The sequence below is a fragment of the Haloterrigena turkmenica DSM 5511 genome (assembly GCF_000025325.1).
In the GTDB taxonomy this organism is placed as follows: domain Archaea; phylum Halobacteriota; class Halobacteria; order Halobacteriales; family Natrialbaceae; genus Haloterrigena; species Haloterrigena turkmenica.
Window position 1 is genome coordinate 1098382 of record NC_013743.1, and the last position, 19045, is coordinate 1117426.

At 62.9% G+C, this 19045-nt stretch carries 10 protein-coding genes, 1 tRNA gene and 1 pseudogene; 8 read left to right on the forward strand and 4 right to left on the reverse strand.

Going from position 1 to position 19045, the window contains the following annotated elements:
* Positions 1–6: 6 nt before the first annotated feature.
* From HTUR_RS05250 to HTUR_RS05260, 3 genes are all read right to left on the reverse strand, one after another.
* The gene (locus tag HTUR_RS05250; protein ID WP_049941618.1) at positions 7–657 is read right to left on the reverse strand and encodes a DUF998 domain-containing protein; all 651 of its coding nucleotides are present in this window, start codon (positions 655–657) and stop codon (positions 7–9) included.
* An 87-nt stretch (positions 658–744) separates the two neighbouring features.
* Positions 745–1866, reverse strand: coding sequence for an ABC transporter ATP-binding protein (locus HTUR_RS05255; protein ID WP_012942263.1), 1122 nt, complete (start codon positions 1864–1866; stop codon positions 745–747).
* Positions 1867–1971: 105 nt separating this feature from the next.
* Entirely contained in the window at positions 1972–2442 is a 471-nt protein-coding gene (locus tag HTUR_RS05260; protein WP_012942264.1) for a DUF5793 family protein, read from the reverse strand.
* 286 nt (positions 2443–2728) lie between these two features.
* Between HTUR_RS05260 and HTUR_RS05265 the strand changes: the two genes are divergently transcribed.
* From HTUR_RS05265 to HTUR_RS05300, 8 genes and pseudogenes are all read left to right on the forward strand, one after another.
* Positions 2729–4504, forward strand: coding sequence for a type II/IV secretion system ATPase subunit (locus HTUR_RS05265; protein ID WP_012942265.1), 1776 nt, complete (start codon positions 2729–2731; stop codon positions 4502–4504).
* 72 nt (positions 4505–4576) lie between these two features.
* Positions 4577–6166 (forward strand): annotated as a pseudogene (locus tag HTUR_RS05270) (type II secretion system F family protein); the annotation flags it as partial.
* Positions 6167–6430: 264 nt separating this feature from the next.
* A complete protein-coding gene (locus HTUR_RS05275) occupies positions 6431–7147 on the forward strand; it encodes a class I SAM-dependent methyltransferase (RefSeq protein WP_012942267.1) in 717 nt (238 codons plus the stop codon).
* A 303-nt stretch (positions 7148–7450) separates the two neighbouring features.
* Complete coding sequence (locus HTUR_RS05280) at positions 7451–8407, forward strand: hypothetical protein (protein WP_049941619.1); 957 nt, start codon at positions 7451–7453, stop codon at positions 8405–8407.
* Positions 8408–8846: 439 nt separating this feature from the next.
* Positions 8847–12086: a tubulin-like doman-containing protein gene (locus HTUR_RS05285; protein ID WP_012942269.1), complete on the forward strand. Its 3240-nt coding sequence runs from the start codon at positions 8847–8849 to the stop codon at positions 12084–12086.
* Positions 12083–13540, forward strand: coding sequence for a hypothetical protein (locus HTUR_RS05290; protein WP_012942270.1), 1458 nt, complete (start codon positions 12083–12085; stop codon positions 13538–13540). The genes HTUR_RS05285 and HTUR_RS05290 overlap by 4 nt, the downstream gene beginning before the upstream one ends.
* A 5-nt stretch (positions 13541–13545) precedes the next feature.
* Positions 13546–15774, forward strand: coding sequence for a hypothetical protein (locus tag HTUR_RS05295; protein ID WP_012942271.1), 2229 nt, complete (start codon positions 13546–13548; stop codon positions 15772–15774).
* 132 nt (positions 15775–15906) lie between these two features.
* Positions 15907–15977: transfer RNA gene (locus HTUR_RS05300), tRNA-Gly, on the forward strand.
* 1278 nt (positions 15978–17255) lie between these two features.
* Here the strand turns inward: HTUR_RS05300 and HTUR_RS05305 are convergent.
* The gene (locus HTUR_RS05305) at positions 17256–18938 is read right to left on the reverse strand and encodes a Na+/H+ antiporter NhaC family protein (protein WP_012942272.1); all 1683 of its coding nucleotides are present in this window, start codon (positions 18936–18938) and stop codon (positions 17256–17258) included.
* Between the last annotated feature and the right edge of the window lie 107 nt (positions 18939–19045).

Below are 19045 nucleotides of genomic sequence, written 5' to 3' on the forward strand. Positions count from 1 at the left end.
GAACGCTCAGTACACCGATTTCACCCGGTTGCGCGACTCGCGTGCATACCGCTTCGCGGCCAGCGCGAACACCCAACTCCCGAAGGCGACGGCCGCGACGAATTCGGGGACGGCGAACCACGCCGACGGCTCCCCGGCGCCGGCGCGGCTCGCGAGCCACCCGAGCCAACAGAGCGGGTGGACGATACCGAGCCAGACGGAGACGAGACCGAGTCGGGCGTCGCCCGCGAGCACGAGTCCGCTTCCGTACACCCACTGCGCGAACGGCGCGAGCCCGAAGAACAGCAGGGCGACCGGCGTGTGGAATTCGGTGTCGAGGTAGAACGCGTCGTGGCCGAGGAAGAAGACGCCGATGCCGACCAGGGCGGTCGTCGCCGCCCACAGCAGGCCCACCCCAAGGCGCTCGAGGCCGTTCCGGGCCGCCAGCCAGAGCCGCCAGCCGAAGGGGACGCCGAGCAGGCCGCCGAGAATCAGCCCGCCGTTGAACAGCGGGAAGGTCCGGGTCCCGCGACGTCCCATGTCCGAGAGCGCTCGAGCGCGCCAGGAGAACGTCTCCGGCGCGGCCAGCAGCGTCGCGAGCGCGATCGCGCTGAGGGCGACGACGGGGGCGGCGAGCCCGCACGCCGTTGCGACGCGTCGTCGAGATGGCGCGTCCATGTGTTCGAAATTACGCGAGGCCGACATCAAACTGTCCATCGCCGGAGAAAGAGACGGAAGCAACGGATTCGACGGCGACGGCGGAACTCAGTCCGCGGGGAACCAGGCGAGGTCGTGGTCGGCGGTGACGCGGACGGCGACGCGCTCGTCCACGTCGATCCGGTCGGCGTGGTTGTGCAGACACTCGATCGTCTCGCCCGACTCGAGTTCGACGCGGTAGAGCACGGTCGATCCGAGGTATCGCCGGTAGACGACGCGACCGTCGGCCGCCCCGTCGTCGGCCGGGACGGCCGTCACGTCGTCCGGACGGACGAGCAGATCGACGGTCGTACCGTCGTGTCGGCCAGTCAGGTCGTCGACGTCGTCGCGGCGGATGCGACCGACGGCGGTGTCGACGCCGTCGCCGCGGACCTCGCCCGCGAGGAAGCTGGCGTGGCCGAGGAAGCCGGCGACGAAGCGGGAGTCGGGCCGCTGAAACACCGTCTGGGGGCGATCGATCTGTTCGATATCGCCGTCGCACATCACGGCGACGCGGTCGGAGACCGACAGCGCCTCCTCTTGGTCGTGGGTCACGGAGACCGCGGTGACGCCGGTCTCCGTGATGATCCGGCGGACCTCCTCGCGCATCTCGACGCGGAGGTCGACGTCCAGATTCGAGAACGGCTCGTCGAGCAACAGCAGCTCCGGTTCGGGCGCCAGCGCGCGGGCCAGGGCGATCCGCTGTTGCTGGCCGCCGGAGAGTTCGTCCGGATAGGCGCCGGCCTGGGCCTCGAGGCCGACGAGTTCGAGCAGTTCGTCGACGCGCTCGTCGCGTTCTCGCTCCTCCCGGTCCCGGAGGCCGAAGGCGACGTTCTCGCGGGCGGTCAGATGTGGGAACAGCGCGAACTCCTGGAAGACGACGCCGACGTCGCGTTCTTCCGGGGGAACGAACCGATCGGCCCCCGCGACGCGCTCGCGCTGGAGGTCGATCCGGCCGGCGTCGGGTTTCTCGAGGCCGGCGATGAGACGGAGTGTCGTCGTCTTGCCACAGCCCGACGGTCCGAGGAGCGTCAGGATTTCGCCCTCGCGGACCGACAGCGAGAGCTCCGAGATGACCGTCTCGGCGCCGTGGCGCTTGGTGACACCCTCGAGCTCGAGCATCGCGTCGCCAGTCGCGGGAGCCGGTCGTCGGTCGCCGGTCGCCGTCGTGTAGAGTCGTCCGTTCGCCATTGATCGATCCTCTGGCATCTGCCGGTGTCTATTCGATTGCGGCGTCGATAACACGCATATAGCTGCCGGTCAGTTCCGAGCGACTGGGAGTTCCGACGGCCAGAATTAGAGTTCGACGCCGCTGGGAATCAGGCTGTGTTGGCGAAGCAGATTGCCTTCGTCGTCGTAGACGAGAAAGGTCCGTTTGTCGTAGGTGACGAAGCTGTCACCGTCCAGCGTGATTTCGACCTCGTAGCGGCCGTCGTCCTCGGTCGCGTCCTCCCCGTAGCCCCGGGCTGCCTTGATGAACTGGAGGACATCGTCGGCGTCCTCGTTGAGTTCGAGAATGAACTCGCCGGTGACCCGGTTGGTCACGCTGACGACGCCCGCGGTGTCGGCATCTAGCGGTTCCTGCAGTCGGAGTGAAACGTCGGTCTCCGACGCCTCGAGAACGTCGCCGTCGGGGCCGGTAAGGCGCTCGCGAAGCATCGTTTCCGGGCCGGTAAAGTCGATCGATACCGAGGGTTTGCTCGGCTCGCCGTCGGTTTCGACCCAGTCGATATTGCTGACATCTAATGTGAAATGCTCGCGCCTCATTCCGTACCCGTGACTTCGCACTCACACCGTATCAACTTGACGTCCTTCCCATGACTTTCGCCGTGGGCGTTCCCTCGTATTCCCCGTACCGCACGACCGATCGGTGAGCCCTCCAATCGAGTTCCCGATGTCGCCGAGGAACGTGTCGCCGACGACTCGTTCGAGGCCCGATCGAACGGCCATCTCACTTATGCCCCTCGCCGCGCGACATGCCACGAGAACGACCCCGCTCGCGAGTCGCGTCGACCCGCGGTCTCCGCCCGCGCACTCGCGAGCCGACTCCATCATGCCCGACCAGCGCGATACCGACCCGGTCGATTCGATCGCAGCCGACGGGAGCAACGGCGACAGTGTCGGCGGCCGCCTCGAGTCGACGTTCGCCGGCGCCCGCCGAACGCTCCGCCGACTCCGCGAGACGCTTCGGGGCTCGGAGGTTCGGGTGACGAACTACGATCCGGCGGCACACGGCCCGCTGGTGACGTTCGACGGAATCGACGGCCTCGAGGAAGTCGACTGCTACTGGGTCGACGCGCCGTTTTCGTTCGTCACGATCGGCCGCGACCGATCCGCGAACGAGCACCGCTATCACGCCGTCGAGCCGACGCTGCGGGACGACGAGGCGAACCTGCTCGAGACGCTGTTCGAGGACGTCCGCGATCCCCTGCTCTACCGCGAGGACGAGCGAAGCGATGCCCCGGAGCCGCGAGCCGCGAGTCGCGAGGACGAGGTCGAGGCGCTCCTGCGGGAGACGATCCGCGAGTACCTCGAGCGCTACGGCGCCGAGATCGACGCGGCCACGTTCTATCGGCTCTTCTACTACGTCCACCGGAATTTCCGGGGCTACGGGCGCCTCGAGCCGATCATGCACGACCCGCACGTCGAGGACATCTCGTGTGACGGCTACGACCTCCCGATCTTCGTCTACCACGACGAGTACGCCGACATCGAGACGAACGTCGCCTTCGGCGCGGACGAACTCGACGGCTTCGTCGTGCGCCTCGCCCAGCACTCGGGGCGGCACATCTCCATCGGCGATCCGATGGTCGAGACGACGCTACCCGACGGCTCGCGCGCGGAACTGGCGCTGGGCAGAGAGGTAACCCCGCGCGGTTCGGCCTTTACCGTCCGAAAGTACGCCGACGAGCCGTTCACGCCGATCGATCTGCTCGAGTACGGCACCTTCAGCGTCGAGCAGTTGGCCTACCTCTGGCTGGCGATCGAGCACAACAAGAGCCTCATCTTCGCCGGCGGGACGGCCTCGGGGAAGACGACGAGCATGAACGCCGTCTCGATGTTCATTCCGCCGCGCGCGAAGGTGTTGACCATCGAGGACACCCGCGAACTCCAGCTCTCTCACGACAACTGGCTCTCCTCGGTCACCCGCGAGCGCATCCACGAGGGAAAAGACGTCACGATGTACGACCTCCTGCGCTCGGCGCTGCGCCACCGTCCGGAGTACATCGTCGTCGGCGAGGTCCGCGGCGAGGAGGCGATGACCCTCTTTCAGGCGATGAACACCGGCCACACGACCTACTCGACGATGCACGCCGATTCGGTCCAGACGGCGATCAATCGTTTGGAGAACGAGCCGATCGACGTTCCCCGCCCGATGGTCGGCAGCCTCGACATCCTCTCGGTGCAGACGCTGACCCGCCTCGACGACGGCCGCGTCCGCCGGAACAAGGTGTTGGCTGAGATCGACGGTATCGACCAGCGGACGGGCGAACTCGACTACTCGACGGCCTACACCTGGGAGGGCGACACCGACACGTTCCGGTCGTCGGGCAGCGCCGTCCTCGAGGAGATCCGGGACGAGCGCGGCTGGGGCCAGCGCGAGTTGCTCGCCGAACGCGAGCGCCGCGAGCGCTTCCTCGAGTACCTGCAGGTGAACGGGATCACCGACTACCGGCGCTTTACCGCACTGGTCAACGAGTACTACGCCGATCGGGAGGGCGTCCTCGAGCGGATCGGTGCGGCGGACGTCGATGCCGGAACCGAGACCGACTCCGACCGGCCGTCCGGAACCGATACCGACCGACCGGTCGAGACCGACGGGATCTGATCACCGTGACTCCGTCGAACTTCCTGCCGCTCGCGGTCGCCGCGCTCTGTTGTGCGCCGGTCCTGGCTGCCAGATACCACACCGGTATCGACCGTCGCCTTCCTCTACGCCCTCTCGCGCAGCGGCATGGCCTTCCCGAAGGTAATCCGGGTCGTCGCCGCCCACGAGGCGACCTACGGCGAGGCCGCCGAGGAGTTCGACGTCGCGGTCCGAAACATGGACACCTTCGGCGTCGACGTAGTCACCGCACTCCAGACGATGGGGCGGCGCTCGCCGAGCCCCCAGTTCCGCGAGTTCAGCGAAAACCTGGTTAGCGTCCTCCAGAGCGGCCACAGCCTCTTGGATTTCCTCGAGCGCCAGTATCGCGATTACCAGGAGGAAGCCGAGTCCCACCAGGAGCGGACCCTCGGACTGCTCTCGACGCTCGCCGAAGCCTACGTGACGGTGCTGGTCGCGGGTCCGCTCTTTCTCATCACGATCCTCGTCGTCATCGGGATCGCCGTCGGCGACACGCTCGAGCCGCTGCGGGCGCTGATCTACCTCATCCTGCCCATTGGCAACCTCGCGTTCGTGATCTATCTGGGCGTCGTCACCGACAAGCTGACGCCCGGCTCGGCGGCAACGGACTCGAGCGAAGCTCCGTCGCTGGATCTCCCGGGCGACATTGCGCGTGAGGCCCGACCCGACGGCGGAGCCGCCGGTAGCGGCGCCGTCGGTGCCGACAGTCACCCGAACGTCAAACGCCTCCGGTACTACCGGCGGCTCCGCGGTCTGCGAGAACGGTTCGGAAACCCCGTCAGGACGCTGCTCGAGCGCCCGACGCTCTCGCTCGCGATCACCGTTCCGATCGCCCTCGCGGGCGTGCTGTGGCAGTTCCCGGCGGCGCTCGAGGGAGGGTTCGACGTCGCGGCGATCGACGACGCGATCGCGGTGGGGCTGCTGGTCGTCCTGACCGGTTTCGCGATCCCGTACGAGGGGCACCGTCGCCGGATCGACGCCGTTGAGGCGGCCGTCCCGGACCTGCTCGACCGACTCGCGAGCGTCAACGAGGCCGGCATGTCGCTGGTCTCGGCGGTCGACTACGTCCGCGGCTCTGAGCTGGGGCCGCTCGGCGCCGAACTCGATCGCGTCTGGGCGGACGTCCAGTGGGGCGCCGACCTCCAGACCGCGTTCGCCCGACTCGAGCGGCGGGTGCGAACCCGGACGACCGCCCGCGTCGTGACCCTGCTCACCGAGGCGATGAACGCGAGCGGGAACCTCGCGACCGTGCTCCGGATCGCCGCCCGGCAGGCCGCGGCCGACCGGCGCCTCGAGCGCGAGCGAAAGCAGGCGATGGTCGAGTACACCATCGTCGTCTACGTCTCGTATCTGGTCTTCCTGTTTATCATCGCGGTGCTCGCGGCGTCTCTACTGCCAAACCTGCCCGCAGAAGGGGCCGATACCGCGACCGCCACCGGTAGCTCCGCCGTCGGCGGACTCGGCGGCTTCTCGGCGTCCGACCGGGCGACCTACGACACGCTGTTCTACCACGCGACGCTCGTTCAGGGCCTGCTGTCGGGGCTGATCGCCGGCCAGTTGAGTACGGGCGATGTCAGGAGCGGGGCGAAACACGCCGCCGTCATGGTCGGGCTGTCGGTCCTCCTCTTCGCCGTCATCGTCTGAAACTCTGACGAGACGGACGTCTCGCTGCCCTCGCAGAAGCGTTGCTCCCGCTCAACGGCAGCCGCTTCGGGCCGTCCGCGGTGGCCAGACCAGCCAGCCGGCACGGGTGGGACTGAAAGGGGCGATCCGCTGGCGCCGGCACCAGTGGATCGGGGCTTTCGGTGGGACTGGAAGGGGCTGACACGCTCGATCCTGAAAGGTCGAGCGTGTCAGGGGCTTTCGCGTTGCGAACGGTTTTTGCGCGTTCCCCGACGAACACCGACGATGGCCGAGGAGCAGGAGTCCGACCTCGAGGACGACGCCGACGCACAGCGACGGGCCGCCGTCCGCGACACCTACGACCGCATCGCCGACCACTTCGCGTCCACGCGAGAGTACGCCTGGCCCGAAGTCGAGGCGTTCGTCGGGGCGATGGCCGGCGATCTCGAGACCGACGGGAGCGATTCCCCCGTCGGACTGGACCTCGGCTGTGGCAATTGTCGGCACGCCGAACTGCTGGCCGCCCACTGCGGGACCGTCGTCGGCCTCGACGCCAGCCGGGGGCTCCTCGAGACCGGGCGCGAACGTGCGCTCGAGCGCGGATTCGAGGTCGCGCTCTGTCAGGGCGACGCCGGACGGTTGCCGTTAGCGGGCGATAGCATCGACGTCGCCGTCTACGTCGCGACGCTCCATCACCTGCCGACCCGGCGCGCCCGACGCGACAGCCTCGACGAACTCGCGCGAGTCCTCGCGCCGGGGGGCCGCGCCCTCGTCAGCGCGTGGTCGACCGCCCACGACCGCTTCGACGCCGACGAGGGGTTCGACACCACCGTCGAGTGGACCCTCCCCGGCGGCGAAACCGTCGATCGCTTCTACCACATCTACGCGCCCGACGAGTTCGAGGCCGCCCTCGAGGCCAGCGCGCTCGAGGTAGTCGAGTGGGAACTCTCGAGCGGCAACTGTTACGCGACGGTGACCGCGGCCGGCAGCGACCCGCGGTAACCCGAACACGATCGGCCGAGAACGGCCGGTTCAGCCGTCTACCGACCGTTTATGACCGGCGAATAAACGCTCTCCGGCGACGTTTCGGCGAGACAACTAGTAGTTATCATCGCTCGAGACCGGTCGGAGACACCAGTTCGCGAAATCGGTTATAACTGGCTTTTGTCCCCATATGAGTCAAATTTCCGTCTGTCTATCGATCATTTTCCATTCGGAAAATAGAATGAAACTATAATACGGCTCCTAACTCCGTGAATGGGCGACGGGTTTTATGCCATCCTCGTCACCAGCGCCGAATGCGCTATGACGCGACTCACGCGACGCTCGACGCTGCAGCTCGCAGGCGCATCGCTTGTCGCAGCTACCGTCCCCGCAGCCGCGTCCGCATCCGAAGACGGCTGGACGACCGTCGAGACCCCCATCGACAGCACGCTCCATGACGTCGCGTACACGGCGACGAACGCCCACGCGGTCGCCGAGGGTGGCACCGTCCTCGAGCGAACCGACGCCGGCTGGGAGGTCGTCCTGCAGGGCGGCCCGACCGGCAACGGGAACGACCTCTATGGGGTCGATACCACCGACGACGGCGAACGGCTCTGGATCGTCGGCGCCAGCGGCGCGATCGGCGAGTACGACGTGACGACGGGCAACCTCGTCGACCGCTCCGCGCCGAACGACTACACGGCCAACTTCAACGACATCGCCGTCACCGGGCCGGCGGGCGACGCGGACGTCTACGTCGCCGACGACTCCGGCGCGATCCACTACAGCTTCCAGAACGGCGAGGAAGGTACCTGGGAGTACGTGGTCCCCGGCAGCGGCTCCAGCCTCAAGGCCATCGAGTTCTTCGACGACCGCGCGGGCCACGCCATCGACACCAACGGCCGCGTCTACGCCACCGACGACGGCGTCACGTGGAATCCGATCGGCATCGAGGACGCCGACGTCACGTTCTACGGTCTCGACAGCGACGCCGCCGACGACGTCACCGTCAGCGGCGGTAACGCCTCGATCTTCGAGTACGACGGTTCGCAATGGGTTCCCGAGAGCCTCGGCGACGCCGACCTCTTCGACATCGAGACCGACGGTGACGAGGGGTACACCGTCGGGAGCGGCGGCGTCATCTTCGAACTCGACGGCGGCGAGTGGAGCCTGAATCAGACGCCCGTCGGCGAGAACCTGCAGGCCGTGGCCGACGGCCCCGTCGCCATCGCCGTCGGCTCCGGCGGCACCGTCCTCGAGCGCTCGAATAGCCACTGAACGCCACTGCAGACCTGATCGCATGACGGCATCACGATCAATATGGAATTCGTTTCAGTGGCACCTGTAGTCTCGGCCGATCGACCCACTCTCCGCTGCTCCCCTGGTTTCGTTTTCGCTGTCGGTCCTCCTCCCGGTCCCTCGCCGTTCCGTTGGGCGCGTACTCGAGTGTAGACCCTCGTCTCCTCGAGTCGACCCACGAGTCGATTCGATTCGTCCGCTCGTCCACTGCGTGGGACGACGCTCACGCACTCATTTCGTAGTACACGGTAGCGACTCTCGAGATTATATCACTCTAGAATTAATTCATGAACATTGTTAATAAGATTTGTTGGCTTTCATGAATTCGGAATTCAGGGTTATTAGGGCCTCTAGGCAGCTATCTGCCGTAGACTATAAGTAATGCGAACGGAATTCTCAGACGAATCACGACGATCATATGAATTTGCCAGAACGAATATTTTCAGTCGGGGGAGCCGGAAAACAGATCGCGTTGGAGTTGCTCGAGTCGGAGTGGGTGCTTCGCGAGATTCTGCAGCCGCGACCGAATCCGCAGTCCGTGCGCGTAACGATCCTCGATACGGCCGAAGAAGAGGAGAACTCGGATCGGGAGCGAATCGCCGAGATCCGCGAACGGGTCGCGACGCTGAAATCGGAGCTTCGGGAGACCGGAACCGGTCGCCCCGGCGACGTCTCGATCGAGTACAAGATGATCACGCGGAACATCCAGCTCAACGACCAGAACGATCTGATCGGTGAGACGGCGGTTCCGCGGATCGCGGCCGGGAACGGGATGGACGAAGACGACTGGTGGGTCGAGGAACAGCACATCAACGAGAACCTCGACTTTGCGACCGGCGTCGTCCGGAAGCGAGGGCTCGGGAAGGCCATGTACTACAAGGCCTACGCGGAGGACGACGAACTGTCGACCTACATCGACCTCCCGGACAAGGGGAAGGTCGCCGTGCTCGCCGGACTCGGCGGCGGAACCGGGTCGGGAATCGTCATCGATCTGGCGCGCCACCTCCAGAAGAAACAGCGCACCGCGGAGATCACGCTGTTCGGTATCCTCCCGAACCACACCGAGGGGATCCGAGAGAACGCCAACGCCTTCGCCGCCCTCTCGGAGCTCGAGTACCTCAACCTGATCGACGAACCCGCGTTCAAGGATCGCGTCCTCCTGCCGATCGATCCGACCGGATTCGACGGTAAGGGCGGGAACAAGATCCAGAACGGGCAGCTGTTACAGGAGTTCGACGAAGCGATCGTCTACCTGATCGCCGCCTACTACAACACCGTCGGCACCGAGGATCCGTTCGCGGACTCGCCGACGTACGCGCCGTTCACGATCGGGATCCCCCAGATCCTCCGGTACAACGTCGAAGCGATCAACGAGGGACGGACTGCCCTTCGCGAGATCCTCTCGGCCAAGGAGGAAGCCGTGCAGGCCGAGCGCGACATCTACACGCAGATCGAACGGTTCCTCGACAACCACTACGACGGACCCAGCGGCGAGGGCCTCCGGGACCTCGACCGCGCGGATCTGAACGAGCGGTTCGACGAGCTCCGTTCGCTGCTCGACTTCGAACTGTTCAACGAACTCGAGTACGAGTCGGTCTCGATCTTCTCGGAGATCATCTCGGACGCCGAAAAGGAGAGCGAGGACATCTCCGAGCGGATCGACATCATTTCGGGGTCGCTCCGCGCCGTCGACACCGCCGGCCAGCAGGCCGGGCGGTTCGTCGACAACATCGACGAGAACCTCGCCGAAGCGCTCGAAGCGGACCTGAAGGCGATCGTCCAGCGCCACCGACTGCTCGTCCAGAAGCAGTCGATCGACGACAGCCGCGTCAGGGACGCGGTCGAGTACCTCATCAACAACGACGACGGCAGCGGCAACCCCGGCGTGAAACTCAACCGCCTCGAGACGCAGCTCTCCGATATCTCCGACCAGCGAGCCCGACTCGAGGACGAACTCGAGGAGACCGTCGAGGAACTCGAGCGACTCGAGGAGGAGCAGGCCGAGGAGATCGATCGGAAGGTCCGCGACTGGGAACGCGACGTGACCCAGACGCTCGAGCAGTACCAGGCGGTCGACGTCGAGGCCATCCGCGGCGAACTCTCGGCGCTGACGCGCGAACTCGAGCAGTTCGCGTCGGAGGTCGTCAACGCCCGGAACGACACCGACGTCGATCAGGTTCCGACCCAGGAGATCACTCAGCAACTCGACGACATCGAGACCGAACTCGACCGCGTCGGGATCGACTTCCACGAACAGCGCAGCGACATCGAAACGTCGATAGCGGCCCTCAAGGAGACGCGGAAGGCGGCCCTAACGATGAACACCGAGGCGGGGACCATCGAAAAGCTCACGCCGTGGTCCGGAAAGACCGAGCAGGCGAAGGAGGAGGCTCACCGTAACTTCCGCGTCCAGAAGAACAAGCTCGACGAGCGAGGCGTGTTCAGCGTCGGTCCGCCGGGTTCCGCGTTCAGCGCGGAGGTCGAGTACGACGACGGCGCGATCCTCGACGAGCTGCAGGCGCGAACGCGCGAACTCGAGGACAACATCGTCGACGAACTCGCCCACCGGCTCGAGTCGTTCGGCGCGGACCGCCGCCGCGAACTCGAATCGGAGCTCGACCACGGTGCCGACTTCGGCCGCCTTCGGGAGATCGCACGCGAGGCGTTCAAAGCCGAAATCGGCGGCACCGACGACGTCCGGGAGCGCAAGGCGGAACTCGAAGACGAGCTCGAGGAACTCGAGCGAGAGTACGAGACCTACGAGGCGACGGTCGACCTCTTCGAGGAACTCAACCAGCGCCGCGAGGCGTACGCGAATCGCATCGCCGAGTTCAACCGGAAGCGCAACGAGTACGACGCGGAAACGTCGACCCGCTCGGTCGCGACCGAGCGCGACGAGTCGGTGTACGTCAAGAACATCAAGCCCAACGACGTCTTCCGGGCGACCGGCGACGAGGGGATCGGCGACAGCGACCTGTTCAACAGCCGCGAGGAGAACCAGCGGGTCCACAGCACCCTCGATGATCTCGTCGAGAACGTCTTCAACGAGCAGTACTCCGGGATCAAGAAGCGGAGCTTCAGCAAGGGCCGACAGCGGTACAACGATATCAAGGTCCGCGTCGGCGTGTTGAGTCAGGCCGTCCATCAGATCGATCCGGACGCCCTCGACTTCGAGAACCAGTTCAACAGCGCGTTCGATCTCGGTGCGAGCGGAAACCGCGTCGAGAATCCGTACACGACCTGGCAGCACGATATCGGCGACAGCTGGGACATCGGCGTGAGCGCGTTCATCGACGGCATCTTCCTCGACAACCTGCGGAAGATGGTTCAGGCAGACGGCTACCGCTCCGGCTACGAGAAGCGCTGGTCCGAACTGGGCGACGACATCCTCGTTCACCACAATCACGGGCTTGACGAGGGGTACTACGTCCGACGGAACGAGATACTCAACATGGAGAGCGACGACGACGTCGGCTTCTACCTTCAGGACGAACCCGAGATCGTTCAGGGGCTGTTGGACGAGTACGTCGACGTCGTTTCCGTGACCGGTGACGAGGACGGGGGCGACGACGGCACCGATACCGACACCGACGACCCCGTCGACGAACGGGCAACGGCGGACGATCGGACCTACGAGTTCAGCGGTGGGGTGCAATGATCACTACCGCGGTCACCGCGCTCAATCGACACCGGGAGAAGGTCTCGCTGGTCGGCTACTTCGTCGTCATGCTCGGGTTGACGCTCCCGCTGGTGACGATGCTGGGGTCGGCCTACGAGGAGGGGAAGCTCACGCGGTCGCTGATCGACCTCCACCTCCTCGTCGACGCGATCGATCTCGAGGGGGTGAGCGTCTTCCTTCTGGGGATCTTTATCGGGTTACTGATCCTGTTGACGATCGATCCGAAGAAGCGCTGGCAGGGGTATCTCCTCTGGATCGGACTGGTCATTTCGTTGCTCGGCCTCTGGACGATCGGACTGTTCATTCCGAACATCGACTTCACGTCGACGACGAACCTCAGTTGGCTCGCGGTCGGGACCCTGATCGGACTCGTTCTCGGCGGCGGACGGAAGCTGCTTCGGACCCAGACCGCACAGACCCTCGAGTTCCGCAGCGCTGCGAGGGGGATCTATCTGATAGTCGCCCTGCTCATCGTCAGTGCGTTGATCGAAACGCACCTCGTCTATCCGACGATCTTCGAGATCACGGCCGACGGCGTCTCGATCGTCTCTTCCGAGAGTTCTGACGTCTCGATCGAGACCGACGGTCTCGCCCGGAACGCGGTGCTGAGCGGGATCTTTATCGTCACAGTCAGACGGTTCATCCAGTACGACTCCGAGGAGGACTTCTTCGTTCTCGGACCGCGCGGTTCCGGGAAGAGCCTCTTCCTTATCGGCGCGTACCTCGAGGCCTTGAACCGCGGCCGGAACGACGAAGCGACCAAGCAGACGCCGCTGCAGCCGAGCCAGGAACTTATGAAGATGGTCGAAAACCTCGACCAACGGTCCGAGGGCTGGCTCATCGAGGCGACCGGTCGCGGCGAGATCAAGGACCTCGCGTTCCAGTACGTTCACGGTTCGACGTTCCCGAAGAACGTGAAGGTCTCGAGCATCGACTACGCGGGCGAGTACCTGAGCCGACTCCCCGACGCGTTGTCCGGCGCCGTCACCGAGGACGACGCCGATAACACGTTGTTACGGCTCTCGGACGGCGTCGAAGACGCGGACACGTTGATCCTGCTGGTCGACCTCGAGCGGTACGCCAACGGCGAATCGCTCGACATCTCGGAGTACTTTAGCATCCTCCAGGCGGCCGACGACAAAGGGGTCTTCATCGTGGCGACGAAGGCCGACGTCTTCGTCGAGGACTTCCAGAAGGAACAGGGGATCGAACCCCACCTCGCGTTCGACGAGTTCAAGGACTTCGTCACCCAGCGGCTCCGCCAGAGCGAACAGATCGACAGCCTCATTCGTCAGACCGCCGGCGCCGAAATTCACCCCGTCTACTATCAGACGACGGAGAACGAGAACGGCGACCGCATTCCGATGCGCGACGGGACCGGCTCGGTCATGACGATCGGATTCGACCGCCTGCTCAACGAACTCGGACGGTGAAACACATGCCAGAGCTAACGATATACGATTCACACGGAAAACCCTACGGAGACAGTGGGAGAGGGCGTTCGAACGATCGGATCGAGGAGTTCTTCTTCGGCGGCGTCAAGCTGTACCTCGACGCCGGCTCCCGAACGGAACTGGTCGTCTTCTTCCGCGCTCGAGAATCGAACGTCGGTCGCGCCGAACAGTTCTACGCCGTGTACACCACGCGGAACACGCGAAACCTGTTCGAGAACTTCCGGTCGGAGCTCCGCCAGCGGGTCGAGAGCGAGTACGGAATGTCGATCGAGACGTCGTCCGACGACGTCCGGGTGTACGAGGCCCTCGGCGGTCGGAACGACTCCGTCCCCGGCTCGGAGTTCGACCACTCCGTCGTCTCGAACCTGCTGCAGTCGGGGAAACGGCTGCGGTTCGGCGTGTCGTCCGCGAGCGGTGCACTGGCCCTCTGCTCGAAGTACCTTCAGGGATCGGCAAACCGGGTCGCAATCGCGGACAACACGTCGATCGACGCCCTCGAGAGCTGCAATCTGGCGATCGAAGTCGGGAACCACCGCGGCCTCGAGCCGCTCGGTGAGACGAGCCGCCTGATGGACGAGCAGCGCCGGAACATGGAGGGTCAGTTGATCAACGAGAAGGTGACGACGATCAAACAGGAAATCGACGACCTCCGGACGAAGACCAGCAAGAGCGACGAACAGATCCGAAACCGGCTCAAACGACAGATATCGATCTTCGAGACGCCACCGCCGCCGTCCAGTACCGGCGGTCGGTTCGACGCGTTGCCGAATCTGAGTCGTCCCCAGAAGCTCGCCGGGGGCGTGGTCGTTCTCGTAGTTCTGATCGCGCTCGTTTCGGTCGCGACCGCAGGACTGCTGGGAGAACCCGACGCGCTCGCAGATGCGCTCGGCTTTAACGATGACGACGTGGACGAACCGGAGGCCGCTCTCGAGAGCGTTACCGTGGCGGGAGAGGAGATAGCGAACTTCGACGAGCAACAGAACGCCACGCTCTCCGAGGGCGAGTTGCACGTCGCCGGCAAGACGAATGGGGATGGGGACGCGGTACGGATCACGTTCATCCCCGACGACGGCGGCGGGAATGCGACCATCGAGCCCGACATCGGAGACGACGACTCGTTCGACGCAACGCTGACCGACCTCGAGCCCGGCAGCGGCAAGCTGCGCGTCGAAGTAGCGACGGACGACGGCGAGTTCGAGCCGGAAACCAGCAAGTCGGTACGGCTCAACGTCGAGAGCGAGGCGGACGCTCCGACTCTCGAGGACGTTATGGTCGGCGACAACTCGTTCGACGACCTCGAAGCCACTGAAAACGCAGCGGTGACGCTGTCGGACGGTGAGTTGGTCATCAGCGGAACGACGAATCGGGAGGCCGTCGTGGTCTCGTTCGATCCCGAGGATGGAGACGACCGAACCAACGACTCGAGTGACGTCGAGAACGGGTCGTTCGACGTCGTGCTGTCCGGACTCGAGCCCGGAAGTGGCGAACTGCTCATCGAGGCGGGCTCGGCGACCGACGGCGAGTTCGAATCGGAAATCAACGAATCGGTGACGCTCGAACTCGAGCCCGAACCCGCTCTCGAGACCGAATCGGTCGGCGACGCGTCGTTCGCCGACCTCGAAGCGGGTGAAAACGCAGGGGTGACGCTGTCGGACGGAAAGTTGACTATCGAAGGGTCGACGAATCAGGAGAGCGTCGAGGTCTCGTTCGAACCCGAGGACGGGAGCGAGACCTCCTCCAATACGACGGACGTTAGCGACGGTTCGTTTACAGTCACGCTGTCCGACCTCGAGCCCGGCAGTGGCGAACTCCTCGTCGAAGCAGGGTCGAACGACGGCGAGTTCGAGTCGGAAGTCAACGAGTCGGCGACGATCGTACTCGAGCCAGAACCCACTCTCGAGGACGTTATGGTGGGCGACAAACGGTTCGACGAACTCGATGAGAACGAGAACGTCACGGTCTCGGACGGCGAGTTGACTATCGAGGGCTCGACGAATCAGGAGAGCGTCGAGGTCTCGTTCGAACCCGAGGACGGGAGCGAGACTGTCTCCAACACGACGAATGTCGGCGACGGCTCGTTCACCGTCACGCTCTCCGGACTCGAGTCCGGCAGCGGTGAACTCCTCGTCAAGACCGGATTCGACGACGAAACTGACGAGGCCGAAGTGGAACGTCGCGCGGCGATTCGGCTCGAGTCGAACGGCTCGAACTGATCGATTACCGATGGCGGCTATTTTTCACGCGGAATTAGATGAGTTCAGATGAGTCGGTTCGTGTCAGTCCCTCACACGCCGGCGCGAAGAAAAAGGAAGAGTCATAAATCCCGGGCGAAAACAGAAGACTGCGCGCGGATGGTCTAGTGGTAGGACCTGAGCCTTCCAAGCTCATGGCCCGGGTTCAAATCCCGGTCCGCGCATTTTTGCTGCGAGCAACTTCACGAGCAGCAGAGATCGTACCGAGGATACTGACTCAAAATTCTTGTTGATGCTCCAGCACTATCCTTGAGTAGGAGATGGAAGACCATGTTTATCGTAAAATGCATTTCATAATGTTCGTTACAGTTGAAAAACCGCCCGAAAGGAGCTATATTCCGGTGAATTAACTAAGATATCCCTACTTCGTAAGCCATCCTATCTTCGCACCAATATTCAATAGAAGGATTCGTCAATCGACGAAAATAGGGAGCCAGGTTTTTATAATCATTAGAATATGATTGGGCGAATACTAGTAATATATACAGTAGCTATAATATTCGGCCAGAATTCGCCTAGGAGGCGAATGATGGAGCTAAGTACGCTGTCTTGCTTCTGGAGGAGGATCAATTTTCAGTTATCTATATTAACCATCAAATCATAACTAAGTATACCCATACTATATGCGGGTGAATTCTTCCCGAATGTTACGACGATTGTCGATTAAATATGTTGTCAGTATTTGGGGGTAGCTGAAATATCGGACATTTGCTAAACATCAGTACTTATCGTCTATAGCATATAAATAACGGCTCTATTTTCGGTTTTTGTGCTGAATCCCGACCTCATATCGATACAGCGGCGTCTGGAGATGTTTATTCCATCGACGAGAAACACTGAGGGTCTGAATTACGGTTCTCAAGTGATTCACGTACAAATTGTTCTATATACTCGGGCGTAGCCGCCGAGTAGAGCCGTATAGAGCGATCTTGTCCGTCTCGGCCTGATGGCAGCAGATACTCATCGCATGATCATTCGGTACTGTTTTTATCGAATGCAGCGCAGGCCGGGAGATTGCGTCAGTGGACTGGATATCGCATTCGTACCAGTTGTAGATAATACTTTGATATAATATGTGTATTTCTCATATTGTGTTACACAGAGATAGGCAAGAAGAACGAATCGAATGTCGCCTACGTAAGCTGGTGCGGTGTCCATCTCGATCTGCAGAATTCAAACCGAACAGTCACCGTCGTTCTCACAGAATTCAGAGAGAGCGATTGGTTTTCGTTGATCGCCTTCAGCGAGTCCAGCGACACGAACGGCACGACCTCGTCGATCAGGTATCCCCAGCGAGTGCGAAGACGAAACCAGTGGTCTCGCGTTCGCTTCTCGGGGAGTTGACAGCGTCCTCACGGGCTAGCCCTTCGCAGTCGACCGGTTCTGTGATCGGTCAATCCATTCTCGACGGTATTACGTCGGTCCTCAAGAAGCGGAGGCTACTAATCCACTCGTTCCGTGGGAGGAGTGCTCTCCGAAGACGAGTCGTACGTGGTGCCGTCGGTACCGTCCTGAGTCGAGGTCAGATCGATTCCCTTCCGCCTCGCGTCGAACTTCGAAAGGCCATAGACGACGCCAACGAGGAGAAGAGCACACGCTGGCAAAGCCGCTATTGGACTGGTGCCGAAGAACCCGTACGATACGTAGAACAGAATCGAGATGATTGCGACGGTTGCGGCGTAGTAGCTCTGCGTACGAACGTGTGCAATGAGGTCCGTCCCGGTGAACGTCGAGGAGAGAACGGTCGTGTCTGAGATCGGCGACGTGTGATCGCCGAAGACCGCTCCGGAAAACACTGCGCCGACGACGACGGAGGTGGAGCCGAACCCGCCGGTGAGTTCGAACGCGACCGGAATGGCGGTCGGGGTCAGGATTCCCATCGTCGCCCACGATGACCCCATGGTAAAGGACATGACTGCCGCAACTAAAAAGACGAGCGCGGGGAAGATGCCGGGAGAGAGGACGCTCTCGACCGAACTAGCGACGTAGTTCCCGGTCCCGAGCGCGTTGGCGACGGTTCCGATCGTCCACGCTAAAACGAGGATCGTTACGGCAGTCAACATGAGCCCGAACCCCTCGAGGATCGCGTCGATACTTTCGTCGAGATCACAGAGATCATACGCGAGCCCGACCACCATCGCCGTCATCACCATCATGAACGACCCCCACATGAGGGCACTCGTCCACGCGCCGTCGCCCGCGATAGTGACCATCTCTTCGATAAAGGTCGTGATTTCGAGCGCGAATAGCGGCTCGAGCACGGGTTGTCCGTCGTACCCGGTCCAGAACGCGCCCCCGATGGTGACGGTGAGTAACATCAATATCGGGAGGAGGAAGGTTCGGAGCATCGGCCGGGTCGCGTTCGGTTCACTGAGGCTTTCGTTCATGTCTTGCAGGGGGTCAGCATCGGGGGCACTGACTGCGCCGGTCGTCTGCGCTCGATACTCGGCGTCGAGCATCTCACCGTAGTCCCGCTGCGTGATAACGATAATACCGACCATCACGATGGAGAGGATGGCATATGCGTTGTAGGGGATCGACTGAAGGTAGACGGTGAACACGTCCGGCGCCTGAGCGGCGCCCTCCGATTCGATGTTGCTGAACCCTTCGTTGATCATCGACAGCTGGAACGCGACCCAGCTCGAAATACCGATTGTCGCGACGGGTGCAGTCGTCGAGTCGACGATGTACGATAGTTTCTCGCGAGAGATCCGAAGTCGATCCGACGCTTCGCGCATCGTATTTCCGACGATCGCTGTGTTCGCGTAATCGTCGAAGAAAAGTCCCATCCCGAGTATCCACGTCATCAAGCCTATCTTTCGCCGGGATTCGAGTCGCTCGACGGCCCAGTTCTGGACGGCGATAGCGCCGCCGAGTCGCCAGATGAGGGCGACACCCGAACCGAGGAGAAGCGTGAACACCAGTATCTGAGCGTGGAAGCCGTCGTCGGCGATGATCGCCTCTATCAGCCAATCGAAAGACTGGGCGATCCCGAAACTACCAGTATAAATGATTCCGCCCGCCCAGATGCCGACGAATAGCGAGGGGATAACGCGTTTCGTTGCGATTGCTAACACGATCGCCAGCAATGGCGGTCCTATCGATAATATCCCGAACTCGGACATGGATGGTATGTTACTCCAAACCGTGATAAACCCTTTGATAAGCAGACCGATGAGTACACGTGAGAGGCATCGAGACGTGGTTTGAAATATACAAACGAAATCGAGAT

Bases quoted from the DNA above. Each gene is read 5' to 3' on its own strand.
- HTUR_RS05250 (WP_049941618.1), bottom strand. From the start codon at position 657: ATGGACGCGCCATCTCGACGACGCGTCGCAACGGCGTGCGGGCTCGCC.
- HTUR_RS05255 (WP_012942263.1), bottom strand. From the start codon at position 1,866: ATGGCGAACGGACGACTCTACACGACGGCGACCGGCGACCGACGACCG.
- HTUR_RS05260 (WP_012942264.1), bottom strand. From the start codon at position 2,442: ATGAGGCGCGAGCATTTCACATTAGATGTCAGCAATATCGACTGGGTC.
- HTUR_RS05265 (WP_012942265.1), top strand. From the start codon at position 2,729: ATGCCCGACCAGCGCGATACCGACCCGGTCGATTCGATCGCAGCCGAC.
- HTUR_RS05275 (WP_012942267.1), top strand. From the start codon at position 6,431: ATGGCCGAGGAGCAGGAGTCCGACCTCGAGGACGACGCCGACGCACAG.
- HTUR_RS05280 (WP_049941619.1), top strand. From the start codon at position 7,451: ATGACGCGACTCACGCGACGCTCGACGCTGCAGCTCGCAGGCGCATCG.
- HTUR_RS05285 (WP_012942269.1), top strand. From the start codon at position 8,847: ATGAATTTGCCAGAACGAATATTTTCAGTCGGGGGAGCCGGAAAACAG.
- HTUR_RS05290 (WP_012942270.1), top strand. From the start codon at position 12,083: ATGATCACTACCGCGGTCACCGCGCTCAATCGACACCGGGAGAAGGTC.
- HTUR_RS05295 (WP_012942271.1), top strand. From the start codon at position 13,546: ATGCCAGAGCTAACGATATACGATTCACACGGAAAACCCTACGGAGAC.
- HTUR_RS05305 (WP_012942272.1), bottom strand. From the start codon at position 18,938: ATGTCCGAGTTCGGGATATTATCGATAGGACCGCCATTGCTGGCGATC.